The 21,052-nt window shown below is 68.7% G+C and carries 14 protein-coding genes; 5 read left to right on the forward strand and 9 right to left on the reverse strand.

Going from position 1 to position 21,052, the window contains the following annotated elements:
• Positions 1-13: 13 nt before the first annotated feature.
• Positions 14-3,139, forward strand: coding sequence for an alpha-mannosidase (locus ACIREO_RS27220; protein ID WP_404114773.1), 3,126 nt, complete (start codon positions 14-16; stop codon positions 3,137-3,139).
• Between the two features lie 44 nt (positions 3,140-3,183).
• Here the strand turns inward: ACIREO_RS27220 and ACIREO_RS27225 are convergent, their stop codons facing one another.
• Positions 3,184-4,671: a SulP family inorganic anion transporter gene (locus ACIREO_RS27225; RefSeq protein WP_404114775.1), complete on the reverse strand. Its 1,488-nt coding sequence runs from the start codon at positions 4,669-4,671 to the stop codon at positions 3,184-3,186.
• Positions 4,672-5,092: 421 nt separating this feature from the next.
• On the opposite strand from ACIREO_RS27225, the gene ACIREO_RS27230 reads away from it, so the two are divergent.
• Both ACIREO_RS27230 and ACIREO_RS27235 read left to right on the forward strand, forming a co-directional pair.
• Entirely contained in the window at positions 5,093-5,506 is a 414-nt protein-coding gene (locus ACIREO_RS27230) for a MerR family transcriptional regulator (protein ID WP_404114777.1), read from the forward strand.
• Positions 5,507-6,027: 521 nt separating this feature from the next.
• Positions 6,028-9,399, forward strand: a complete 3,372-nt coding sequence (locus ACIREO_RS27235) for a GH92 family glycosyl hydrolase (RefSeq protein ID WP_404114779.1) — start codon at positions 6,028-6,030, stop codon at positions 9,397-9,399.
• A 183-nt stretch (positions 9,400-9,582) separates the two neighbouring features.
• Here ACIREO_RS27235 and ACIREO_RS27240 read toward each other — a convergent pair whose 3' ends face one another.
• Both ACIREO_RS27240 and ACIREO_RS27245 read right to left on the reverse strand, forming a co-directional pair.
• Positions 9,583-10,188 (reverse strand): class I SAM-dependent methyltransferase, encoded by a 606-nt coding sequence (locus ACIREO_RS27240; protein ID WP_404114781.1) that lies wholly within the window; start codon positions 10,186-10,188, stop codon positions 9,583-9,585.
• Between the two features lie 481 nt (positions 10,189-10,669).
• On the reverse strand, positions 10,670-13,048 hold the full coding sequence (locus tag ACIREO_RS27245) for a hypothetical protein (RefSeq protein WP_404114783.1): 2,379 nt from the start codon (positions 13,046-13,048) through the stop codon (positions 10,670-10,672).
• Positions 13,049-13,257: 209 nt separating this feature from the next.
• On the opposite strand from ACIREO_RS27245, the gene ACIREO_RS27250 reads away from it, so the two are divergent.
• Positions 13,258-13,749, forward strand: coding sequence for a hypothetical protein (locus ACIREO_RS27250; RefSeq protein ID WP_404114785.1), 492 nt, complete (start codon positions 13,258-13,260; stop codon positions 13,747-13,749).
• Positions 13,750-13,866: 117 nt separating this feature from the next.
• Here ACIREO_RS27250 and ACIREO_RS27255 read toward each other — a convergent pair whose 3' ends face one another.
• Positions 13,867-14,583: a dienelactone hydrolase family protein gene (locus ACIREO_RS27255; protein ID WP_404114787.1), complete on the reverse strand. Its 717-nt coding sequence runs from the start codon at positions 14,581-14,583 to the stop codon at positions 13,867-13,869.
• Positions 14,584-14,984: 401 nt separating this feature from the next.
• Between ACIREO_RS27255 and ACIREO_RS27260 the strand changes: the two genes are divergently transcribed.
• Complete coding sequence (locus tag ACIREO_RS27260) at positions 14,985-15,518, forward strand: EF-hand domain-containing protein (protein ID WP_404115089.1); 534 nt, start codon at positions 14,985-14,987, stop codon at positions 15,516-15,518.
• A 145-nt stretch (positions 15,519-15,663) separates the two neighbouring features.
• Here ACIREO_RS27260 and ACIREO_RS27265 read toward each other — a convergent pair whose 3' ends face one another.
• The 5 genes from ACIREO_RS27265 to ACIREO_RS27285 all read right to left on the reverse strand — a co-directional run bounded on the left by ACIREO_RS27265 (position 15,664) and on the right by ACIREO_RS27285 (position 21,014).
• Positions 15,664-16,554 carry a class I SAM-dependent methyltransferase gene (locus ACIREO_RS27265; RefSeq protein WP_404115091.1) on the reverse strand — a complete coding sequence of 297 codons (891 nt, stop codon included), beginning with the start codon at positions 16,552-16,554 and terminating at the stop codon, positions 15,664-15,666.
• Between the two features lie 92 nt (positions 16,555-16,646).
• A complete protein-coding gene (locus ACIREO_RS27270) occupies positions 16,647-17,753 on the reverse strand; it encodes an NAD(P)-dependent alcohol dehydrogenase (protein ID WP_404114789.1) in 1,107 nt (368 codons plus the stop codon).
• Positions 17,750-19,159 carry an aldehyde dehydrogenase family protein gene (locus tag ACIREO_RS27275; protein WP_404114791.1) on the reverse strand — a complete coding sequence of 470 codons (1,410 nt, stop codon included), beginning with the start codon at positions 19,157-19,159 and terminating at the stop codon, positions 17,750-17,752. Before ACIREO_RS27275 ends, ACIREO_RS27270 begins: the two co-directional genes overlap by 4 nt.
• A gap of 9 nt (positions 19,160-19,168) precedes the next feature.
• A complete protein-coding gene (locus ACIREO_RS27280) occupies positions 19,169-19,924 on the reverse strand; it encodes a (5-formylfuran-3-yl)methyl phosphate synthase (protein ID WP_404115093.1) in 756 nt (251 codons plus the stop codon).
• A 667-nt stretch (positions 19,925-20,591) separates the two neighbouring features.
• A complete protein-coding gene (locus tag ACIREO_RS27285; protein WP_404114793.1) occupies positions 20,592-21,014 on the reverse strand; it encodes a secondary thiamine-phosphate synthase enzyme YjbQ in 423 nt (140 codons plus the stop codon).
• Positions 21,015-21,052: the final 38 nt, after the last annotated feature.

Here is a 21,052-nt window from a genome sequence, read left to right on the forward strand (position 1 = left end):
GGAGACCTCTCCCATGCCCCGCCCCGACCTTGCCCGTCCCTCCTGGTGGGACTCGAACATGGCCCGAGACATCCTGCGCGAGCGCGCGGTGTCCGCCGAGGGTGACCTCGGCGGACACCGGGTCAGGCTCTCCTGTGAACCGCTACTGCGCCACGACGGCACCGGGGGCCTGCTCCAGTCCGTCCGCGTGACTGCGGACCGGCCACTCACCCGTGCCCGGGTCACCACTCTCACCGGCAGCGCCCTGCGCTGCGACGTCCTTCCGGGGCCGGGGGCGGACACGCGGCTGCTGGTTCCGGAGGTTGACGCGCGCACGCCGGTCCTGGTCGAGCTGCCTGAGCTCACCGACACGGACAGCGTCGAGGTACTGCTGACCCCGCAGCGCCATTGGACGCTGCACCTGGTCCAGCACGCCCATCTGGACATCGGTTACACCGACCCGCAGAGCACTGTGCTCGCCGAGGGGCGCAAGTACCTCGACTCCCTCCTCGAACTGTGCCGCACCACCGACGACCTGCCCGACGAGTCGAAGTTCCGCTGGGCGGTCGAAGGCCACTTCAGCTATGAGAACTGGTCGCAGAACCGGCCGCCGCGGCTGGTCGCGGAGTTCCTGGACCGGGTGCGCGAAGGGCGCATCGAGCTCACCGCGATGCCCTTCAACCTCCACACCGAGACCTGCTCCACCGACGAGCTACACGAACTGCTACGCCCAATACGGGAGTTGCGGGAGCGGGAGGGCATCGACATCACCACGGCGATGCAGACGGACGTGCCGGGCCAGGTCGTCGGGCTGCCCGACGTCCTCGCCGACAGCGGAATCCGCTATCTGTCGGTCGCCCACAACTGGGCGGGGCGCGCAGTGCCGCACCACGTCGGCGGCCAGGACCTGCCACGCCTGTTCCGCTGGCGGGCGCCGAGCGGGCGCGAGGTGCTGGTGTGGCGCACGGACACGCCCCACGGCCTCGCCTACATGGAGGGCTCGATCATCGGCTTCGACGAATCCTTCGACCGCGTCGACGACCTGCTGCCGAACTACCTCACGGCCATGACGAACCACCAGTACCCGCATGAGGGCCGGGGCATCCCGGGGTTCCCCATCCTGGACGAGGAGTTCAAGGGCGACCCGTACCCGTGGGACATCCTGCACCTCCGGGTCCTGGGCAAGTTCGCGGACAACGGACCGCCGCGCCGCATCATCGCGGACACGGTACGCCGGTGGAACGAGGAGTGGGCCTACCCCGCCCTGCGTACCTCGCGCAACGAGGACTTCTTCATCGACGCCGAGGAGCGGCTCGGCGAGCAGATCCAGACGTACGAAGGCGACTGGACGGACTGGTGGGTCGACGGCGTAGGCGCGGGGGCCGTGCCGCTGGCCGCTACCCGTGACGGGCAGGCGGCACTGGCCGAAGCGCAGACCCTCGCGGGTCACGCGGAGATCATGGGGGCACCGGGCGGAGCCGGAATCACCGGGGCAGCACCCGAGGTGTACCGCGCCGCCTCCCTGTTCAACGAGCACACCTGGGGTGCCGGCGACCCCTGGACGCACGGCGACCACGGTCATGCCTCGGGCGAGAGGCAGTGGCACTGGAAGTACGCCCAGGCCCTGCGCGCCCACGACGGGGCGCACACCCTGCTGGATGCCGCGAGTGCGGCGCTGGGAGAACGGCTGGCCCCCCGCGAAGGCACGCTCGCCGGGTACTACGTCGTCAACACGTGCAGCTGGGAGCGCTCCGAGACGGTCCGGCTCTTCCTCCCCGAGAGCACTGTGCCCCTCGCCGACGCGGTACGGGTCATCGACTCCCGCGACGGCACACCGCTGGAGGTGACGGAGGAGGAGCAGAGCAACGAACTCCACCGGGCGGCCGGCCGCTTCCTGCTGTTCCGGCCGGCCGGCATACCGGCTCACGGAGCGGTACGGGTGGACATCGAGCCCGCCCCCGCCGCCTCGGCCGGGCTGCCGGCGGAGGGCGGCTCCCCGGCCGATGCCTCCACGGTCCTGGAGAACGAGTTCCTGCGCGTCCACGTCGACCTGGCGTCCGCGTGCATCGACTCGATCCTGGACAAGCGGACAGGGAGCGAACTGGTCCGCCAGGACGCCACCGTCGGCTTCAACGGGTACCTCTACGACGAGTACGCCACGGCGGGCGGGTTCAACCACCAGTCGAGCAAGACCACGGCCGATGAGTCGATGCACCTGCTTGCCACGCGGAGGACAGCTCCTCCGGCGGCTCTGGTGGAACGGACCTCGGACACCACCGGCGAGACGCTGATCTACGAATGTGCCCCGGCCGGCACCCGACGGCTGCGGGTCAAGGTCCATCTGCCGCGCGCCAGTGCGCGGATCGACCTGGAGAACCGGATCGACAAGGCCGCGACCCTGACCAAGGAGAGCGCGTTCTTCGCCTTCCCCTTCGCGATGCGCGCCCCGGTCGTCCGGATGGAGGCAACCGGCGGAGTCACCGGGACGGGGCTGCCCACCGTGCCCGGTTCGGCCCGGCACATGCGGGCGGTACGCCGCTGGGTCAGCCTCCAGGAAGACGCTGCAAGCGCGGCGCTGGCCACCCAGGACGCACCGCTGATCCAGGTGGGCGGCGTCGCCATCCCTTATGTGCCGTATCCGCAGTCACTGGCGCAGGAAGAGCCGGGGACGGTGTTCTCCTGGGTCCACAACAACATCTGGGACACCAACTTCCCCTCGGAGCAGGCATTCGACCACGTCTTCCGCTACAGCGTCGGATGGGAGGACGCACCTGCCCTCGGCGGTGCGGTGCTGGGCATGCGCACCGCCGCTGTCGGCAGTCGGCCCCTGGTGGCGGTACGAGCAACCCGGGCGGCCGAACCGGTTCCCGACACCTCCTACGCACTACTGGCCCTCGACGACCCGCGCGTGCGGATCGTCGGTCTGACCGTGCCGGAACCGGGACGTCTGCTCGTGCGGTTGCAGTCCTTCGCCGAAGAACATGTCACCTGCCGACTCACCCCGGGCTTCCCCTCCACCGCAGCCATGTCCGCCGACTACCTCGGTAGCGTGGGCGCCGCATTGTGCGCCGGGGCTGATGGCTCCCTGCCGGTACCGATACCCCGGCTCGGCACGACGGCGGTGTCGCTGAAGACGGGAGCCGAGCCGGATCGGGATTGACAGAACGTGGCCTCGGCCGGGCCTCGTGCCTGGCACATCTGGTGTCAGTGGCTGCTGAGCTCGCCGGTGAGCTTGCCGTGGAGGTCGGCGCTGGGGTCGTTCAGACCGGTGATCTCGACGGTCTTGCCGCGCTGGGCGTACTTGGCCTCGATGGCGTCGAGGGCGGCGACCGAGGACGCGTCCCAGACGTGTGCGGCAGACAGGTCGATGACCACCTTCTTCGGGTCGCCCGCGTAGTCGAACTGGCCGATGAGGTCGTTGGAGGACGCGAAGAACAGTGCGCCGGTCACGGAGTACACCACCGTGCCGCCGTCGGGGTCAGCGACGCCGGTGACGTTGGCGAGGTGGGCGACGCGCTTGGCGAAGATGACCATGGCGGTGATGGTGCCGACAACGACACCGATGGCGAGGTTGGAGGTGGCGACGACGACGACCACGGTGACGACCATGACGGTGATCTCGCCGGTGGGCATCCGCTTGAGGGTCTTGGGTGCGATGGAGTGCCAGTCGAAGGTGCCGAAGGCGACCATGACCATGACGGCGACGAGGGCGGCCATGGGGATGTCGGAGACGACCGGGCCGAACACGACGCACAGCACCATCAGGAACGCGCCGGCCAGGAAGGTGGAGAGCCGGGTGCGGGCTCCGGAGACCTTCACGTTGATCATCGTCTGGCCGATCATGGCGCAGCCGCCCATCCCGCCGAAGAATCCGGTGACGATGTTGGCGATGCCCTGGCCGATGGACTCGCGGGTCTTGGAGGAGTGGGTGTCGGTGATGTCGTCGACCAGCTTGGCGGTCATCAGCGACTCCATCAGCCCGACCAGCGCCATCGCCAATGCGTACGGGGCGATCGTGGTCAGGGTGTCCATCGTGAACGGCACGTCCGGCAGACCCGGCACCGGCAGGGACGAGGGCAGCTCACCCTTGTCGCCGACGGTCGGCACGGCGATCGCGGCCGCGACCGTGATGACGGTGAGGATGACGATGGAAACCAGCGGGGCGGGGATCACCTTGGTGATCTTCGGGAAGAACACCAAGAGCGCCAGGCCACCGATGATCAGGGGATAGACCGCCCAGGGCACGTCGTGCATCTCGGGGACCTGTGCCATGAAGATCATGATGGCAAGGGCGTTGACGAAGCCCGTCATCACCGAGCGGGGGACGAACCGCATGAGCTTGGCCACGCCGACGGCGCCCAGGATGACCTGGAAGAGGCCGGCCAGGATGACGGTGGCGATCAGGTAGCCCAGGCCGTGTTCACGGTTCATGGGGGCGATGACGAGTGCGACGGCGCCGGTGGCCGCCGAGATCATCGCGCGGCGTCCGCCGACGATGGAGATCGTGACGGCCATGGTGAACGAGGCGAACAGGCCGATGGCCGGATCGACGCCGGCGATGATCGAGAACGAGATCGCCTCGGGGACCAGCGCGAGGGCGACAACGAGGCCGGCCAGCACCTCGGTGCGCCAGACCTTCGGGTTGTTCAGCCAGTCGGGGCGCAGGCCGCGCAGGCGCGTGGCGGCAGACACAACGGAAGATGACAAGAGAGTGGGAACCTGTCGTGCTCGGGCACACCCCTCTTTGGCAGGTCAGGGACGTGCGGGAGAACACGGAAGAGCCGGGCCGGCACCCCCGCGGACGGCCCGTGGAGCGGGCCGGAAGTCGGAGAGGAGAGAGCCGGGCCGACGCGATGGCGCGGCCGGACAGCTCATGTCCAGGGGCGAAGCATCACGGCGGGCAGGCGGCGACGATGGGCGTCATGGGCTCGCGCACGCACTCCCCTGCAAGAATCGGATCTTCGCCGGGGGCACCATCGGCCCCGGAACGGCAGCAGCGGGACAGAACGAGCCGCCCGCACGGTACCAACTCTACCTTAACGTTAGAGTAGAAGACGGTGGGGCCGCACGAGACGCGGCCCGCCACACAGGGAGAAGGGCCAGGACCACGGGCGTGGACGACAAGCACATGCAGATCGGCGAAGTCGCCGCACGGACGGAGCTGTCCCTGCGCACCATCCGGCACTACGAGGAGACCGGCCTCGTCATCCCCTCGGCCCGCTCCCAGGGCGGCTTCCGCCTCTACACCGAGACCGACGTACAGCGGCTCATGGTCATCCGACGCATGAAGCCGCTCGGCTTCACTCTCGACCAGATGCGTGACCTGCTGGACGCGACCGACTGCCTTGACGCGAACGGCGACCTCGACGCCGACGAGCGCGAGACGCTGCTGGTCCGGGTGCGCGAGTACGAGCAGGTCGCTACCGAGCAGGTCGACAAGCTCCGGACGCAGCTGTCCCGCGCCGAGGACTTCGCCGCCACCCTCGGCGCCCGTCTGGAACAGAACACCGCCGTTACCCGCCCATGAACCCTCCGCATCACGGTTGCGACGGCGCCCTCGCCGGGGCTCCGGCCCCTGTGCGCCGATGCTTCTGGACGCACCCTCGTACGCACTGAGGAATGCCGCCGCCGACACTCCCGCCTCGGACAACGATCACCGATCGCCTTCGAAAACGCCGTCCACCTATGCCCGGTCAGCGGCACTCCGGAGCCTCCGGCTCCCAGCGAAGATCTCGGCAGCATCCCCTCCTGGAACAGCATCGAACCAGGCGCAGCGGCCCGTCGATCCGGCCGCTCAGACGTGCCATCACCCCCCGGCTCAAGCTCGAGCCACCACCCACCCACTTCGCATGCCACCGACGGCTGCGTCGCTACCTCAGCCAAGTGACGCAGTGGTAACCCCTTGCAGGGGGTGGAGGAGACGATCTAGCGTCACGTGCGGTGCATGACAACGATGTCCACGAGTGGGCGCACGACGGGAGTGGTATGCAATCAACGCGATACGCACCGACCCGGAACGGGTCGACGGCGCAGCGTCCGAGGAACCGGTTGGGGACGGCTGCGCTCTGTATCGCCCTCGCTGCCGCGGGATCTGTCACCGGGACCGCGGCGAGCGCGGACGCCGCCACGCAGCCGGCGGCGGCGTCCGACGCGACGCCGGGAGCGGGGACCGATCTGACGAAGCTGGTCAATCCGTTCATCGGGACCGAGAACGAGGGACTGACCTTCCCTGCCGCGGGCGCACCGTTCGGACTGGTGCAGCAGAGTCCGCTGATGAAGACGGCCGGTGGCACGGGGTGTGACAAGGAGTCCTCCGACACGGTCATCGGGTTCAGTCAGACGACGATCAACGGGTGCCGGTTCAACTATCTGCCGATGATGCCCACGACCGGCGCGGTGACTTCGACCGATCCGGCACAGTACGCGTCGACCTTCAGTCATGAGAACGAGACGACGGGACCTGACTACTACCGGACGAAGCTCGACAAGTACGGCGTGACCGCCGCCTTGACGGCGACCGAGCGGACCGGGTGGCAGCAGTACGAGTTCCCGCGGACGAGTCAGGCGAACGTGATGTTCAACGCCGGTGCCGGCGTGACCGCTTCCGAGATCCGCGTCGTCGGCAGCCGGACGGTCGAGGGGTGGGTCGAGGATTCCAAGAAGACCTACTTCGTCGCACAGCTCAGCCGGCCGTTCACGTCGTACGGCACATGGAAGGGCACCGACCGGAGCCCGGGGTCCCGCGCGTCGGCCGCCAAGGGGGCCAACGGAGCATGGGTGTCGTTCGACACGAGGAAGAACGATGCTCCCGTGGTCGCGAAGGTGGGGCTCTCCTTCACAGGGCTCGACGGCGCCCACAAGAACCTCTCGGCGGAGACGGGGAAGTTCGGATTCGACTTCGACGCCGTGCACAAGGCGTTGAACGACGAGTGGAACACGACGCTGCACAAGGCCGCGATCGGTGGTGGTTCGCACGACCGGCAGGTTGCGTACTACACGGCCCTGTACCACTCCATGGTCGATCCGAACATCGTCGGTGACGTCGACGGTCGTTACGTCGGAGCCGACAAGAAGACCCACACCGCCAGGGACTACACCCCCTACAGCAACCTCTCGCTGTGGGACACGTACCGGACGCAGAACAAGCTCCTCGAGATGCTCGTTCCCGAGGTCGCACACGACATCGACATGTCGATCCTCGCGATCGCGCGGGAGAGCGGCGCACTTCCGCGCTGGTACCTGGAGGACGAGGAAGGCAACATCATGACCGGTGACCCGGTCACGCCGTTCCTGGTCGAGGGCTGGTCGAAGGGGCTGCTCACCGGGGCGGACGCCCAAGAGGCGTACAAGTACCTCCGGGCGAACGCGACCGAGGTGCCACCCGCCGACGTCCGGGAGAACGGGCGTGCCGGAGCCGCGTATTACGCGGAACGCGGCTACATCCCCTACGGCCTCAACGTGAAGTCGAGCACCGACTGCAACGGGGACACGAGCGGCAACTGCTGCCCGACCAAGTCGAACGACAACGACTGCTACTACGGCACGTCGGCCACGTTGGAGTACGCTGCGGCCGACGCGTCGTTGGCGCTGATGGCGAAGGGGCTCGGCCACACGGCAGACGCCACGATGTTCTCCAAGCGCGGCCAGGCGTACAAGAACGTATTCGACACACAGACCAGCCAGTTCCGGCCGCGCACCGCGGCCGACGGCACCTGGCTGACCCCGTACGACCCGGTCACGAGCAACCACGCGTTCCACGAGCAGAACGCGAGCCAGTACCAGTGGTCGGTGCCCCAGGACCCGGCGGGGCTCGTCGGCATGCTGGGTGGCAAGGACGCGACGAACCAGCGATTGAACGACTTCTTCGCCTATGACGACCTCGTCACCGACCCGGAAGGGACCGCGCGCACGGCGTGGGTCAGCGACCCGTACAACTACTACGGCTCCACGAAGTACAACCCGAACAACGAGCCGAACCTCATCGCCCCGTACCTCTACGCGTGGACCGGTCAGCCCGGCCGCACCGCGACCGTGATCAAGGCGCAGGAGACCCTGTTCACGAACAGCCCCGGCGGCATCCCCGGCAATGACGACATGGGCGAGATGTCTGCCTGGTACGTGATGTCGTCGCTGGGGCTCTACCCCACGACCAGTGGCGGCAACTTCGACGTCATCACCACTCCGCAGTTCCCGAACGCGCAGGTGCAGATCGGTCACTACGGGAAGACGCAGGGCGGAACTCTGACGATTTCCGCACCGGGCACCAGCATGGCCAACCGTTACATCGCCTCCGCGACGGTGAACGGCAAGGCCTGGGAGAAGGCATGGGTCGACCAGTCGGACATCGCCCACGGCGGGCGCATCGACTACGCCCTGAGCACCGAGCCCACGGCGTGGGCGACAGCGGCGAAGGACGCCCCGCCGTCGATCAGCACGACGCCGAATCCGCAGCGTCGGCTCAGCGCTGACGTTGCGCCTGACCAGGTCACGATGGAGTCGACGGCCGGTCACTCGTCGCGGCAGCAGGTCGACCTGACGCTGCTGGCCACGTCTCCGCACACCGCGCGGGTCGCGGTGACCGCGACGGCGCCGAAGGGGTGGTCGGTGTCCCCGTCCAGCGCGACGGCGAAGGCCGACTCGAACGGGCTCCCCGCCCAGATGAACGACCGGTTGCGGATCACCACGCCGGCCGGAACCAGAGCAGGCACCTACACGGTGTCGGTGACCGCCGAACTCCCCGGAGCCGCTCCGGTCAAGAAGTCCGTCACCGTCGTGGTGCAGAAGGCCGGGAACTGCGCCATCACGACGGACACCTCGTGCGCCGTCGATCTGAACGCCGCCTACAACAACGACGGCGTCGCCACACTCGCCGACCCGGGCCAGGGCAACTTCGATGGCACGGGCTTGAGCTATGCCGCCGACCTATTGCCCGAGCCGGGACGGGTCGTCCTCGGCGGAGTGACCTACCAGGCACCCCCGACCTCCGGGAGCAGCCAGAACTTCGTCAAGTCCACCGGGCAGGCAATCGCCCTGCCTTCCGGCAACTACCACAGCCTCCACGTCGTGGGCGCTTCCGACAACGGCAGTACCGGCGCCGCGTCGGCCACCGCCGTCGTCACCTACACCGACGGCAGCACCGCGACGGTTCCGCTCGAACTCACCGGCTGGGCGAACAAGACTCCGGACTTCGGCAACGCCGTCGCACTGACGACCGCGTACCAGCTCAAGGCCGGAAGCGGGAAGACCACCACCAAGGCATCACTCTACGAAACGACCGTCCCACTGGAGTCCGGGAAGAAGGTCCGGGCCCTCTCCCTGGCAGCACCGTCCGTGCCGGCATGGGTCGCACCCGGGTCCGGAGGACTCGACTGGCAACGCAACAGCGACCTCGAGGTGTACGCGATGACCCTGGAGCACTGACCGTCGCAATCGCCTGCCACACGGTTTCGCGGCGATCGACGGGGGCCCGGTGTCGGCGAGCACCGGGCCCCCCGTCGATCGGGTACGCGGTGGGTACGACTCTCGGCTTTGACCGCGACCGGTGGCCGCCAAGCCACATGAGACATAGATGTGGACGTCGCAATCAAGACGTCCAGTACGTCCTCACCGACGGTGGACGCTGACGGCATAGCCGCCGCCGTCGTAAGGGTCGGCATCCCAGGTGGCGAAGCGGTCGACAAGGGTGAGGCCGGCCGCGGCGCAGCAGTCGTCGTAGTCCGACAGTGTGAGGTTGGGCAGCACCGGCAGGTGGGCTTCGTCCAGGCCGAAGCCGGCGACCAGCAGGCCGCCCGGACGCAGTGCCGCGGAGAGATGCTCAACCACTGCGGTCTCGGTGCCGGGGGCGAGCAACGGGAAGATATTGCCCGCAGCAACGACAAGGTCGAAGCCTTCCGCGATGCCGAGCAGGGCCGGATCGAACTCGGCCAGATCGAGCTGGAACCAGGGCAGTCCAGGCGACTGCTTCCGCGCCACTGCCAGCATCGACGCGTCCAGATCCACCCCGACACAGTCGTACCCGAGATCCGCGAGTCGGATCATGACGCGTCCGGTACCGCACCCGGCGTCCAGCACCCGCGCTCCGACAGGCACAAGAGCTGCGCAGAACCGCGCCTCACCGTGCACATTCTTGCCACTATGCGCCAGGGTCGCGAATCGTGCGGCGTAGTCCTCCCCGGACGCCTTCCCGGTCAAATCCGTCCAGCGACTCATAAGGCCAACTATAGGGCGCCCGTGTGGCTACGCGAAGAATCGGGCCGGCCTCGCAGCGCTGAAGGCCGGCGCGGGTAAGGACAGAGCCGTCGATGCGCTGCGCGTGAAGTCTGCTGCCCTTCTTGCAGCGATGAAGAGGCACCGGCTCATGGACGATGCCCCTTCGGGCCGACGCAGGCCGGGTCGACGATCTCACCCTGCCCCGGCACCCCAGCCCTGACGTCACCATTCCCTAGGCTGACGGGCAACGGGGTGGGTACGAAGGGCCGGTCATGCGCAGCGCGAATGCGTCCCCGCCTCGCGACCTGGCTCCGCTCCCGCCAACGGGGGCTCGAAAGCACCGAGTTGCCGCCTCGCACCCACCACCACGGGCATACAGGCGTGCGGGCTCGTGTCCTCGACGGCCAGGCACACGCTGAGCGCGACGAAGCGCCCGCCCGGTCCGAGGACCGGGCGGGCGCCGTCATGTCTGTTCGGCTGGTCAGCCGGCGGCCGTCTTGCGCCGTCGCATCCGCCAGGCGAGGGCGCCACCTGCTGCGACCAGGGCCGCGGCGATGGCGCTGATCAGCCCGACGGGGGTGTCAGAGCCGGTGTCGGCGAGGTCTCCGTCCGGGTCCTGCGGCTTGTAGGTGTTGCCGGGGGCCGGGGTGGAGGCGGTCGGGTCAGGCGCCGGAGTCGAGGGCTGCCCGGTCGGCGTCGGGGTGGGCTTGTCCGTCGGATCCTCGGTCGGCGGATCGGTCGGGCCCGGATCGCTCCCGAGCTCGCCGGCACCGTTGCCGCCCATGAACGAGGTGGTGGTGTCCCGGTAGGCGGTCTCATCGCGTACAGAGGTCTTGGTGGTCTTGTCCCTCTGCGGATGCTGAAGGTCGAAGCGGGCCTGGGTGATGTTGCGCTTCTCCGCCTTGGAGAAGTCCACGCCGCCCACAGTGAAGGTGTAGATGGTACCGCCGGAGGGCCACTCGTACGTGTATTCGCCCTCAGTGAAGGACTTACGCATCTCCTCCCACACCGTGCGCTTGTCCCAGTCCTTGTTGGGAGCCCGCAGCGGCCACCGGTCGAGGTCGTTGCTGTTGATGATCTTCCGGAAGTCGGTGGGCCGCTTGGCGTCCTGCTGGCGGATCCACTCAGCCGCTACGCGGGCCTTGTAGACGCGGCGCAGGTCGGCGTACTTGGGGTCGTTGTTGACCCTCTCCTGGACCGCGGGCATGATCCACCGCTTCATCAGACGGACGCTGTATTCCTTCTCCGCCTTGGACAGCTTCTTGTCACAGCGTTCGCCGGGTACCGGAGTGGTGAAGTCCATCGGTGCGTGGTTGACCTTCAGCGGCGCGTCGAGGATGTAGATACCGCCGTCCTGCTCGCGGACCTGGGCGCGGTCCGGGACGATCCAGTTACGGCCCGGGCCCCAGCACGGAACGCCGTCGACCTTCGGGGCCGCGGCCATGAACTCCCGGCCCGGGGACTTCTTCGGGTTGAGGGCACGAGACCAGTCCCGCTTCATCTCCATGTCCGCTTCCAGCAAGACGCGGCCGGCGTCGGTCTCACCGAACGCACTGTCCATGATCTTGTCGGGCTGGTCGGGGTTGAGGTTCACCCACATGCGGTCCGGGGACAAGGCAAGCCAGGTGAATACCGCGTCCGAGGACATTTGAAGCTTCGCCTGCCCGCCGTAGCCCGGCTTTTCGTCCGGGTTGGGCATGTAGTCGGCCTTGAAGCTGTAGTCGATGCCCTTGCTCTTGGCGGGATTGCCTACGTACTGGAGTTCCAGGGTGGAGAAGTCCACGCCGCCTGGCCCGCGTCCGCCGGGGAATGCCCCTCGGGTGCCCGCGCCCTTCGCGGCCTCTTGGAGGCGGCGGGCGTCGTTGGGCGTCGGTCCGGAATTGCGGGCGGCGGAGTTGATCGGGCCCCGGCCGCCCTTGTCCGGATCCGGGTTCAGGATCGGGTCGTACTTGGTGTAGACGTTCGGCTTGCCGATCTGGGCCCGGCCGGTGGAACGGTGCTCACGCACACGCACCTGGGTTCGGTTGGTGCCGCGTTCCTTCTTCAGCTCGTCATCGAGGGCCTTGGTGGCGTCCTTGGTGACGTCTTCGGTCTTCATGCCGGTGACGTACGTCAGCCGGTGGTTGCGGTATTTCGGGTCGCGCAGGATGGTGCGTTCGGCCTTGTGCTGGTCGGCCCGATGCTCACCGGTGGACTTGAACTCGGCGAACTCCTTGTTGGCCTTGTTGTAGGCGTCGAAGTCGCGTACGACCCACTTCCCAGTGGCGGGGTCCTTGACGCGTACCTTGACCTGGCACAGCCAGTCGGGGCCGACGAGGTTGAAGTCCTGGACGACCTTTGCCTCGAACCTGTTGCCGCGGGCGTTGATGACCTGGTTGCCGATGTACTTCACATCGCGCCAGGTCTTCCAGTCCGTGGTGGGCCTGGAACCGGAGAACTGCCGGTTATAGCGGGCGTAGATCGCCATCGCCTTGTCGGCCGGGTTACCGGACTTCTTGAACGCCGCGTCCCACTTCTTGACGTCCGCGTCGGTATCCCCCGCCTTTTGCCTCTGGGCGTCGGTGGGGGCCTTGAGGTCATCGTAGGCGGCGTTGGGGTTGGCGTAGTCATAGGCGGTCTCCGCGCCGGCGGCGATCTCGGAGAACTGACTGGATCCGGGGATCTGCCCGCTGGCGTTGATCTCCTTGCCCAGCCACTTCTTGTCGCAGCGCGTGCCGCCGATGATCTCGGCGGACGCGTCGGTGACTGGAAGGCCGGGAAGGCCGGCTAACGTGACCGCGCAGGCCGCCGCGGCGGCCACAGTCAGACGCGCCCATATACGGCGGCGTCGGCGTTCGGGTGGCGCTATCGCGTAACTCACTCCTGCATCTTTCCCTTGGTCGGGGGGCAGTTGAGGGATGCGGTGAGGGTGTACGGCGCGTAGTGCCCCCGTGACAACAGCGCCGCGGGCATCACCTTAGAACTTCAACCCCCTCCGACCGCAGGGGATATGAAGGTATCGACACTTCCTCCACTCGCCGGGCTCATTCCGGAGGATGCCTTCCGCTCCCAGTGCCTAGAGTGGTGCGCATGCCCTCTGCAGACGAAGCACCGCAGCCCGCGCAGCAACTCGACGTGTGGCTCCACGACCGCGCAGCGTTCTTCGAAGCCTGGCGTGAGGAGACCGGCTCCCTGCAGGGCTGGGACTTCAGTGAGGAATCCCTCGACATCCTCGAAACAGTCGTGCGTGCGAGGTTCAGTGAGGACATGGAGGTCAGAACGGCCAAGACCAGCAGCTTCGTCCAGGGGGCCGTCTGGTATGTGGGAGAGACCGTACGGCGCAACCGCACCGCTTCCTGGATGTTCGATCCCCGCCACCTGGCGCCCGTAGGTCCAGCTCCCGCCCTGTTCGAAGGCACCCGAGGGCAGCAGGACACCCCTTACATGAGCGGATCGGTCCGAGGGGGCGGCGACGGCGGCATCTACCCGCTCGGAGCGCTGGTGGAGCTGTTCTGGGAAGAAGACGACGCAGGCGAGCCCGTCGAACCGCGCCTGAGAGACATTCTCGACTGCTTCGACTGATGAAACGGCCCCGCTCGTCATCCCACCCGCAACGACGCCACCCGCCTCCCTTGCGGCCCTCCGGACTCGGGTCCTCGCCCAAACCGGCGAGCCCCACAACAAGATCAAAACCACGTGTTAATGATCTGCGAGCCCTTGGTCGAGGAAGTTCAGAACTCGGCGCCAGGTCAGCTCGGCCGCAGCCGGGTCATGATCGGGAAGGTCACGGTCGGTGTAGAAGTGGCCGACACCTGGATAGCGGAAAACCTCCAGGTCGACGCTCCTCTCCTGTGCCGCTCGGCAGAGCGCGGCAACGCGCTCGGGCGGCGTGAACTCATCCGGTTCAGCGGCATGCAACTGCACCCTGCAACCTGGCCGAACGGATGCGGGAAGGTCGGCAGTGGCGTGCAGGAGAAGAACGCCGACGGCAGCCTGGCGCTCGGGCCAGAGGTCGGCGACGACACCTGCGCCCATGGAAAAACCGCCGAGCACGGTCTCGTCCGGCATGCCCCTCAGGGCCTGCCGAGCGCGCTTGACCACCGCTCCCCAGCCGACCCGGTCGACCAGCTCGAATCCCTGGTCGAGGGTGTCTGCGGTCTCGCCGCCGAAGAGGTCGGGCGTCACGACGTCATGCCCGGCACGACACAGCCGCTCGGCGGCGCGGAGTTCGGCTGGGCGCAGGCCGAGAACTGAGTGGAACAGCGCGATGTGAGCCATGGCATCATCGTGCCGTACCGCGACTCCAGCCTGCCGCGACAAGGATCCGGTGGTCGGTGCCGCCCGTCGCGTAGGTCCGGAACCCGGCGGCGCCGACCTGCAACAGACCTGCGTCGCCGGTGTGGTCCGGCCGGACATGACCCCCACAGTCGTGACGTCTTCGGAGCTACCCGAGGAACGACAGCCGCACCTGCCCTACAGCCGGCGACGATGCTGCCAGCAGCCTCTGGCACCGGGCGCATGGCCCGGTGACGCACCAGGTGCGACCGCCGTGCCACCGAGGCGCTGTAGCTGACCGGGCACCCGGTGCCGCCGGAAGATCACAGCTGATCATCGAGCTCCTGTCGAACTGGTGTGGTCCCCGATTCTGCGCCCTGCACACCGCAAGCGCCCGACCGTACGAACTGGTTGTCGGCGCACTCACTCCTTCTGGTAGCTGAGGTCTCCTCACCGTCACGTTTCTCCCCCTACGCGGTTACATAGGAGCACTCATTGAGCCAGGTCCGGGATCGAAGGACCGTAGGAGAGAAGTGATGGACATGCGAACTGAGGCCATCGAGAGGGCCGAACTGGTGTTCTCCCTCTTCGACGCCAACGGCAACGGGGTCCTCGACTCCGAGGACTTCGACCTCATGACGGGACGTGTTCTGGAGGTGGCGGTCGCATCGGACGACGGCGCCAGGGAGGCCATCCGGGCCGCGTTCCGCCGCTACTGGACCACACTGGTCGCGGAGCTGGACGCCAACGGCGATGGTGTGATCTCCGTCGACGAGTTCCGTCCGTTCGTGCTCGACCCCGAGCGCTTCGGTCCCACGATCACCGAGTTCGCCGAGGCACTCGCCGTACTCGGCGATCCCGACGGCGACGGCCTGATCGAGCGCCCGCTCTTCGTATCGCTGATGAGGGCGATCGGCTTCACGGAGGCGAACATCCATGCGCTTTTCGACGCCTTCGGCCCGGACGCCGAGGACCGCATCACCGTGACCACGTGGGCCAGGGGGATCGAGGACTACTACGCGCCGGACATGGGTGGAATTCCGGCTGACCAACTGGTGGCTGTCCGGGCCGTCTGACACGGCCCGGACGTGAGCGTTCCGTGGCGGCGCGGGCCGTCCCGGGACGCCGCGGGTCGGGCCCCGGATCGCCCCCACGCGGGGTCGTCGGCCCCGTGCGGTCACGGCGGTGCCGGGCCCGTGGGGACGTCTTCGTGAGCGGACGTCAGGATCGGGTCTTGTGCGCGAAGACCCACCGGTTCCCCTCCAGCGCGTCGTTCGGCTCGGGGAGGGGACCACGTCCCCTCTGACGGGTGAAGTCGAAGGGCGTGTGCACCGAGGTGGACCAGCCCTTGGCCGCCAGGTCACCCGCGGAGTCGGGGCGCGGCCCCCTGTCGAAGAGGTCGAGCAGATCGATGCCGATCTGCTCTCGCGTCGCCGTGTAGATCGGGCTGTCGCGGTACGCGAGCAGGTCCTTCTCCAGCTTGGCCTCGAAGGCCAGGGCGCTGCCCCCGGTGGTGAGCCGGTCCACCGTGTCGATGAGGTACGTCTCGGCGGGGCCCGGTAGGTAGAAGAGCAGTCCTTCGGCCAGCCAGACGCTTGGAGCGGCCGGGTCGAAGCCGACAGAGGTCAGGGCGGTGACCCAGTCGGCGCGCAGGTCGACCGGTACCGGGATCCGCTTCGCCTTCGGGGCGGCCGACAGGTCCGCAAGCACCTGTTCCTTGAAGGCCAGCACGCCCGCCCTGTCGATCTCGAAGACGACGCAGTCGGACGGCAGGTCCAGCCGGAAGGCGCGGGTGTCCAGTCCCGCCCCCAGCAGGACCACTTGGCGAACGCCCGTGCCGACCGACCGGTGGAGGAAGTCGTCGAGGACTCTGGTCCGCAGACCGAAGTAGCGGGCGAACCTCCCCCACAACGGGTTGTCGTCCCCTTCCGGGACCTGTTGGATCCTCACCGGCCAGTCCGCGCAGGCGGGGGCTGCACGGACGAAGTGCTCCGCGTAGACGTCCCGGGCCAGGCTGTCGTGGCGGTGGGTCTCGATCGCCCGTGCGGCAGCGACCAGGAGGGCTGTCAGTCCCACGCCTGCGTCCACGCCTTCCGCACCGGTCCGCCGCATCGCCGTGGTGGTCGTCTCCCCTTCGGTGGGAGCGAAGAACACGGAAGGGTCGCTGGTGGGATGGCGAGGGTCTCCGGTGGTGGAGGTTTCACTCATCGGTCTCTTCTCTCCGGCAGCAGGACGGGCTTGATCACGCGTCCGGCGTCACAGTCGCGTTCGGCCTCGTTGATGTCGGCCAAGGGATAGGTGCGGATCAGTTGGTCGAAGGGGAAGCGGCCGGCCTGCCACAGACTGATCAGCCGGGGTATCAGCAGTTCGGGTACGGCGTCCCCCTCGCAGATGTGCCGGATGCTGCGGCCCCCGTCGAGCGTGCCCGGTTCGAGCGGCAGTGCGGTGTGGAGGCGTGCCACGAGACCGAGGGTGCCGGTGGGGCGCAGCGCGCGGAGCGCGTCGTTGATCAGCGGGGCGGAGGCCGTGGTGTCCAGGGCGTACTGCGCGCCGCCGTCGGTGTGACGACGGATGCGCTCGGCCAGTCCGGCCGTCACGGCGGGCAGCGGGACCGCGCCAAACCGTTCGGCCAGTTCCAGGCGCCCCGGATGCCGGTCGACGGCCACGGTCCGTACGCCGGCGGCGGTGGCCGCCATGACTGCGGCCAGGCCCACCGCTCCCGCGCCGAGTACGACGAGGGTGTCACCGGGGCCGGCACGGAAGGTGTTCAGCACGGCTCCGGCCCCGGTGAGGGCGCCACAGCCGAGCGGACCGAGCAGTTCGAGCGGCAGGGCGGCGTCGACCCTGACGGCGTTGCGCGCCGGGACGAGGGCGTATTCGGCGAAGGAGGACTGGCCGAACCACCGGGGGGCCAGCGCTCCCCCGACGGCGTCGGTGAGCCGTGACGCGTCCTCCTCGCGTCCCCCGAAGAGGTTGAGTGAGGCGAAGGAGTCGCAGTAGGCGGGGGCAGCGCTGCGGCAGTTCCGGCAGTCTCCGCAGGAATCGAAGCTCAGCACGACGTGGTCACCGACGCCGATCGCGCTGTCCGGGCCATCGCCGGACGCCACCACGACTCCGCTCCCCTCGTGGCCGAGGACCGCCGGCAGCGGGGTGCGGCCGGCTGATCTCCGGACCGCGAGATCGGTCCGGCACATTCCGCATCCCGCGATCTCGACGAGGATCTCACCGGCGGCCGGGCCGGTGCTCAGGACGATCTCCTCGACCGCGAACGGGGTCTCGTAAGAGCGCAGCACGGCGGCTCGGAACCTCATCGCTCTTCCTCCCTCGGCCGGTGCACGACGAACGGACGGAGGTTGCCGTAGAGGCCCCACGGCCCGCCCGCGACACCGACCCCGCTGTCCTTGACGCCTGCGAAGGGCTGGGCAAGGGAGAGTTCGGCGTGGTGGTTGATCCAGGCCGTGCCGCATTCGAGCCGCTCGGCTGTCGCCGCCGCCCGGTCGAGGTCGGTGCCCCACACCGAACCGCCCAGCCCGAATCCGGTGTCGTTGGCCGCTTCGACGGCTTCGTCGAGGTTTCGGTACGGCAGCACCGGCAGGACCGGCCCGAACTGTTCCTTGGTCACCACCGGGTCGTCGGGAGGGACGTCCGTGAGGATCGTGGGAGCGAAGAAGTAGCCCGGTCCGTCGAGCCGGTGACCACCGGCCGCCGCCCGGGCGCCGGCCGCCAGGGCCCGTTGCGTGATCCGCTCGACGCGGGCCAGCTGAGGGGCGTTGTTGACCGGCCCGAGCCGGGTCTCCGAGTCCAGGCCGGATCCGACGACGACGGTCTTCGCGCGGTGTGCGAGGGCCTCGACGACCTCGGCGTGGAGCCGGGCCGGTGCGTAGACGCGTTTGACCGCCATGCAGACCTGCCCGCAATTGCGGAAGGCGGCCCAGAACAGCCGGTCCGCGACCCGGTCCACGTCGACGTCGTCCAGGAGGACGGCCGCGTCGTTGCCGCCCAGTTCCAGGGTGACACGGGCGAGGGAGGCCGCCGCAGCTGCGGCGACGGCCCGCCCGGTCGACACCGAGCCGGTGAAGGTGACGTGGCGGATACCCGGGTGGGCGGCGAGGTGGGCACCGAGGGGTTCCCGGCCGGTGATGACGGTCAGGACACCCTCGGGCAGGGCTGTGGCGAGGACGGCACCGAGCAGTCGGGTGGCAAGGGGGGTGTACGGGGACGGTTTGAGGACCACGGTGTTGCCGGCGGCTAGTGCGGGAGCGAACTTCGCCGACGCGAGCTGGAGGGGAAAATTCCACGGCACGATCGCGGCAACGGGCCCGAGAGACTGCCAGCGGATCTCGCTGTGTACGGGTCGGCCGTCGTCGATCCGGCGTGGGTGGGGAGTCAGAGCGGCGAAGTACCGCAGCCGGGCCGCCGTACGGGCGACCTCGGCGTACGACTCGGCCAGAGGCTTGCCCTGTTCCCGGGTGAGCAACGGAGCGAGGTCGTCTCCGGCAGCATCCACGGCGTCGGCGGCGGCGTTCAGCCGGGTGGTGCGAGCGGCCGGGTCGGCGCGCCATCCGGTCCAGGCGCGCCGGGCCCGGTCGATCGCGTCGTCCAGCTCGTGCGGCTGCTGGTCGGGGGCTTCGTCGAAGGTCTCCCCGGAGGCCGGGTCGATGACAGGGAGGCCTGGGGCGCGGTGTCCGGGGGCGCGGCCGGCTTCCGGTGTCGGCATCCCGGGTGGTCAGTTCAGTGCCGGGACGTCGGCGGCGTGCTCCCGGGCCTGCCGGTCCATCTCCGCCCGGAAGGCGGCGACCAGGTGTGGCTGGATCCTTCCGGCATTCCGGTCACCGCCCGAGCAGACCGCTCCTCGCACGCCCACGATGTCCGTGCCGATACGGGTCAGCGGACCGAGGTCGGCCTGCTTGACGCTGCCCGCGAGGGCGGCGAGCAGACCGGACGCGTGGGCGCGGCGGACGAACTCGGCGCAGACGTCCGGCGGAACGTGGTCGAACAACCGCGTCCCGTCCTTGATCGCGGTGTCCAGCATGGCCGCGTCGGCACCGGCGCGGGCTGCGATGTCGGGCAGGGCAAGCGAATTCACGCAGCCGACGCGATGGGCGTCGGCGTAGCCCGAGGCGACGACCAGCGCGTCCGGGCGGTAGTCCTTCACCGCCCGGACAACCGCCCGCATGACCTCGACGCCCTGCTCGGGAGTCGTGCATCCGTACAGGCCCACCTTGATGTACGTGGCGCCGGAGACGGCCGCACCCAGCGCGGCCTGCGCCACGGTGCCGGGCTTGTACGGAACGTCGCCCACGGTGGCGGACACCGGCTTGTCCGCCGGCACCACGTCGCGGATCTCCCGGATGACCCAAGGAAAGTTGGCGCCGAGAGAGCCCTCATCGGGCTTCTTGACGTCGACGATGTCGAGGTGCTCCGCCGCCTTCGCGCAGGCGAGCGCTTCCTCGACGCTGTCAGGGGAGATGAGAAGCAACACCGTGAACTCCTTCCGCCGCGAGTCCGCCCGGCCGGGGGACGGGGAACTGCGGATCACCTGGTTCATGTGCGGTGCGCTCATCATTTCCATTGCCCGCGTGCACCGGTAGGGCGTGCGGGGTTCCCCGGGCGGCGCGTGTACGCACACGTACGACTCCGTGTGCACCGGCGCGAACCAGAGCCTGTTGAGCCGCGCCGAAACGCCGAGGCGCACCCGTCGTGCGTCACGCGCACCGCACAGCACCGTTTCGGCCCGGCCGTCATGCGCCTGGGCAACGACCGCATGTACGGAGATGTCCTCGCAGGCGGCCTTCAGGTGCTGCAGGAGAGGCCGGACAACGCCCGGAGATCGTCCTCATCACACCGATGGTCTGAACGGACTGGCTCGCGCCCACCTGACCGGCAGCCGCAAAGGATGGTGGCCCGCAGGGTCGCTCATCACGCGGGCGCTGGTGGGACTCCCTCCTGCGACCCGGCCCCGCGCTCGACGCGCAGGACGTCCACCGCCACGGCCGGTGGCCCTGCCCGCATCTTGTATCCGGTGTGAAGGCAGTCGACGACGTTGCGGCCCAGCCGGTCCACGGCGGCCGCGACGAGACCGTCGTAGGGGCCCCCTTCGTCGCGGAGCCAGGGAGAATCGGCGGCACGACCCCTGGAAGCGATCTTGGTCAGCCCAGGAAGCTCAACCGCACCCGCCGGTCCGCATTGTCGACGTTCGTGTCGACCAGACAGACGGACTGCCACGTCCCCAGCTCCAGCCGCCCCCCGATCACCGGCAAGGTGGCATGCGGCGGCACCAGCGCCGGGAGCACATGGTCGCGGCCGTGGCCCGGGCTCCCGTGGCGGTGGCGCCAGCGGTCGTCGGCGGGGAGCAGGGTCCCCAGCGCCGCGAGGAGGTCCTCGTCGCTGCCGGCGCCGGTCTCCAGGATCGCGATGCCGGCGGTGGCGTGGGGGACGAAGACGTTGAGCAGGCCGTCCCGTCCGTGAGCGGTGCGGGCGAGGAACTGCGCACAGTCATCCGTCAGGTCCGTGACCGTTTCGGTCCGTCCCGTGGTCAGGTTCAGCAGATGCGTGGCAAAGGTGTCGGACATGGTCCCATTCTCACGCCGGAGGGGCGGACCGTGCTCCG

This window comes from Streptomyces sp. NPDC102441 (assembly GCF_044765585.1).
GTDB lineage: Bacteria > Actinomycetota > Actinomycetes > Streptomycetales > Streptomycetaceae > Streptomyces.

Bases quoted from the DNA above. Each gene is read 5' to 3' on its own strand.
- ACIREO_RS27220 (WP_404114773.1), top strand. From the start codon at position 14: ATGCCCCGCCCCGACCTTGCCCGTCCCTCCTGGTGGGACTCGAACATG.
- ACIREO_RS27240 (WP_404114781.1), bottom strand. From the start codon at position 10,188: ATGAGTCGCTGGACGGATTTGACCGGGAAGGCGTCCGGGGAGGACTAC.
- ACIREO_RS27250 (WP_404114785.1), top strand. From the start codon at position 13,258: ATGCCCTCTGCAGACGAAGCACCGCAGCCCGCGCAGCAACTCGACGTG.
- ACIREO_RS27255 (WP_404114787.1), bottom strand. From the start codon at position 14,583: ATGTCCGGCCGGACCACACCGGCGACGCAGGTCTGTTGCAGGTCGGCG.
- ACIREO_RS27260 (WP_404115089.1), top strand. From the start codon at position 14,985: ATGCGAACTGAGGCCATCGAGAGGGCCGAACTGGTGTTCTCCCTCTTC.
- ACIREO_RS27265 (WP_404115091.1), bottom strand. From the start codon at position 16,554: ATGCGGCGGACCGGTGCGGAAGGCGTGGACGCAGGCGTGGGACTGACA.
- ACIREO_RS27270 (WP_404114789.1), bottom strand. From the start codon at position 17,753: ATGAGGTTCCGAGCCGCCGTGCTGCGCTCTTACGAGACCCCGTTCGCG.
- ACIREO_RS27275 (WP_404114791.1), bottom strand. From the start codon at position 19,159: ATGCCGACACCGGAAGCCGGCCGCGCCCCCGGACACCGCGCCCCAGGC.
- ACIREO_RS27285 (WP_404114793.1), bottom strand. From the start codon at position 21,014: ATGTCCGACACCTTTGCCACGCATCTGCTGAACCTGACCACGGGACGG.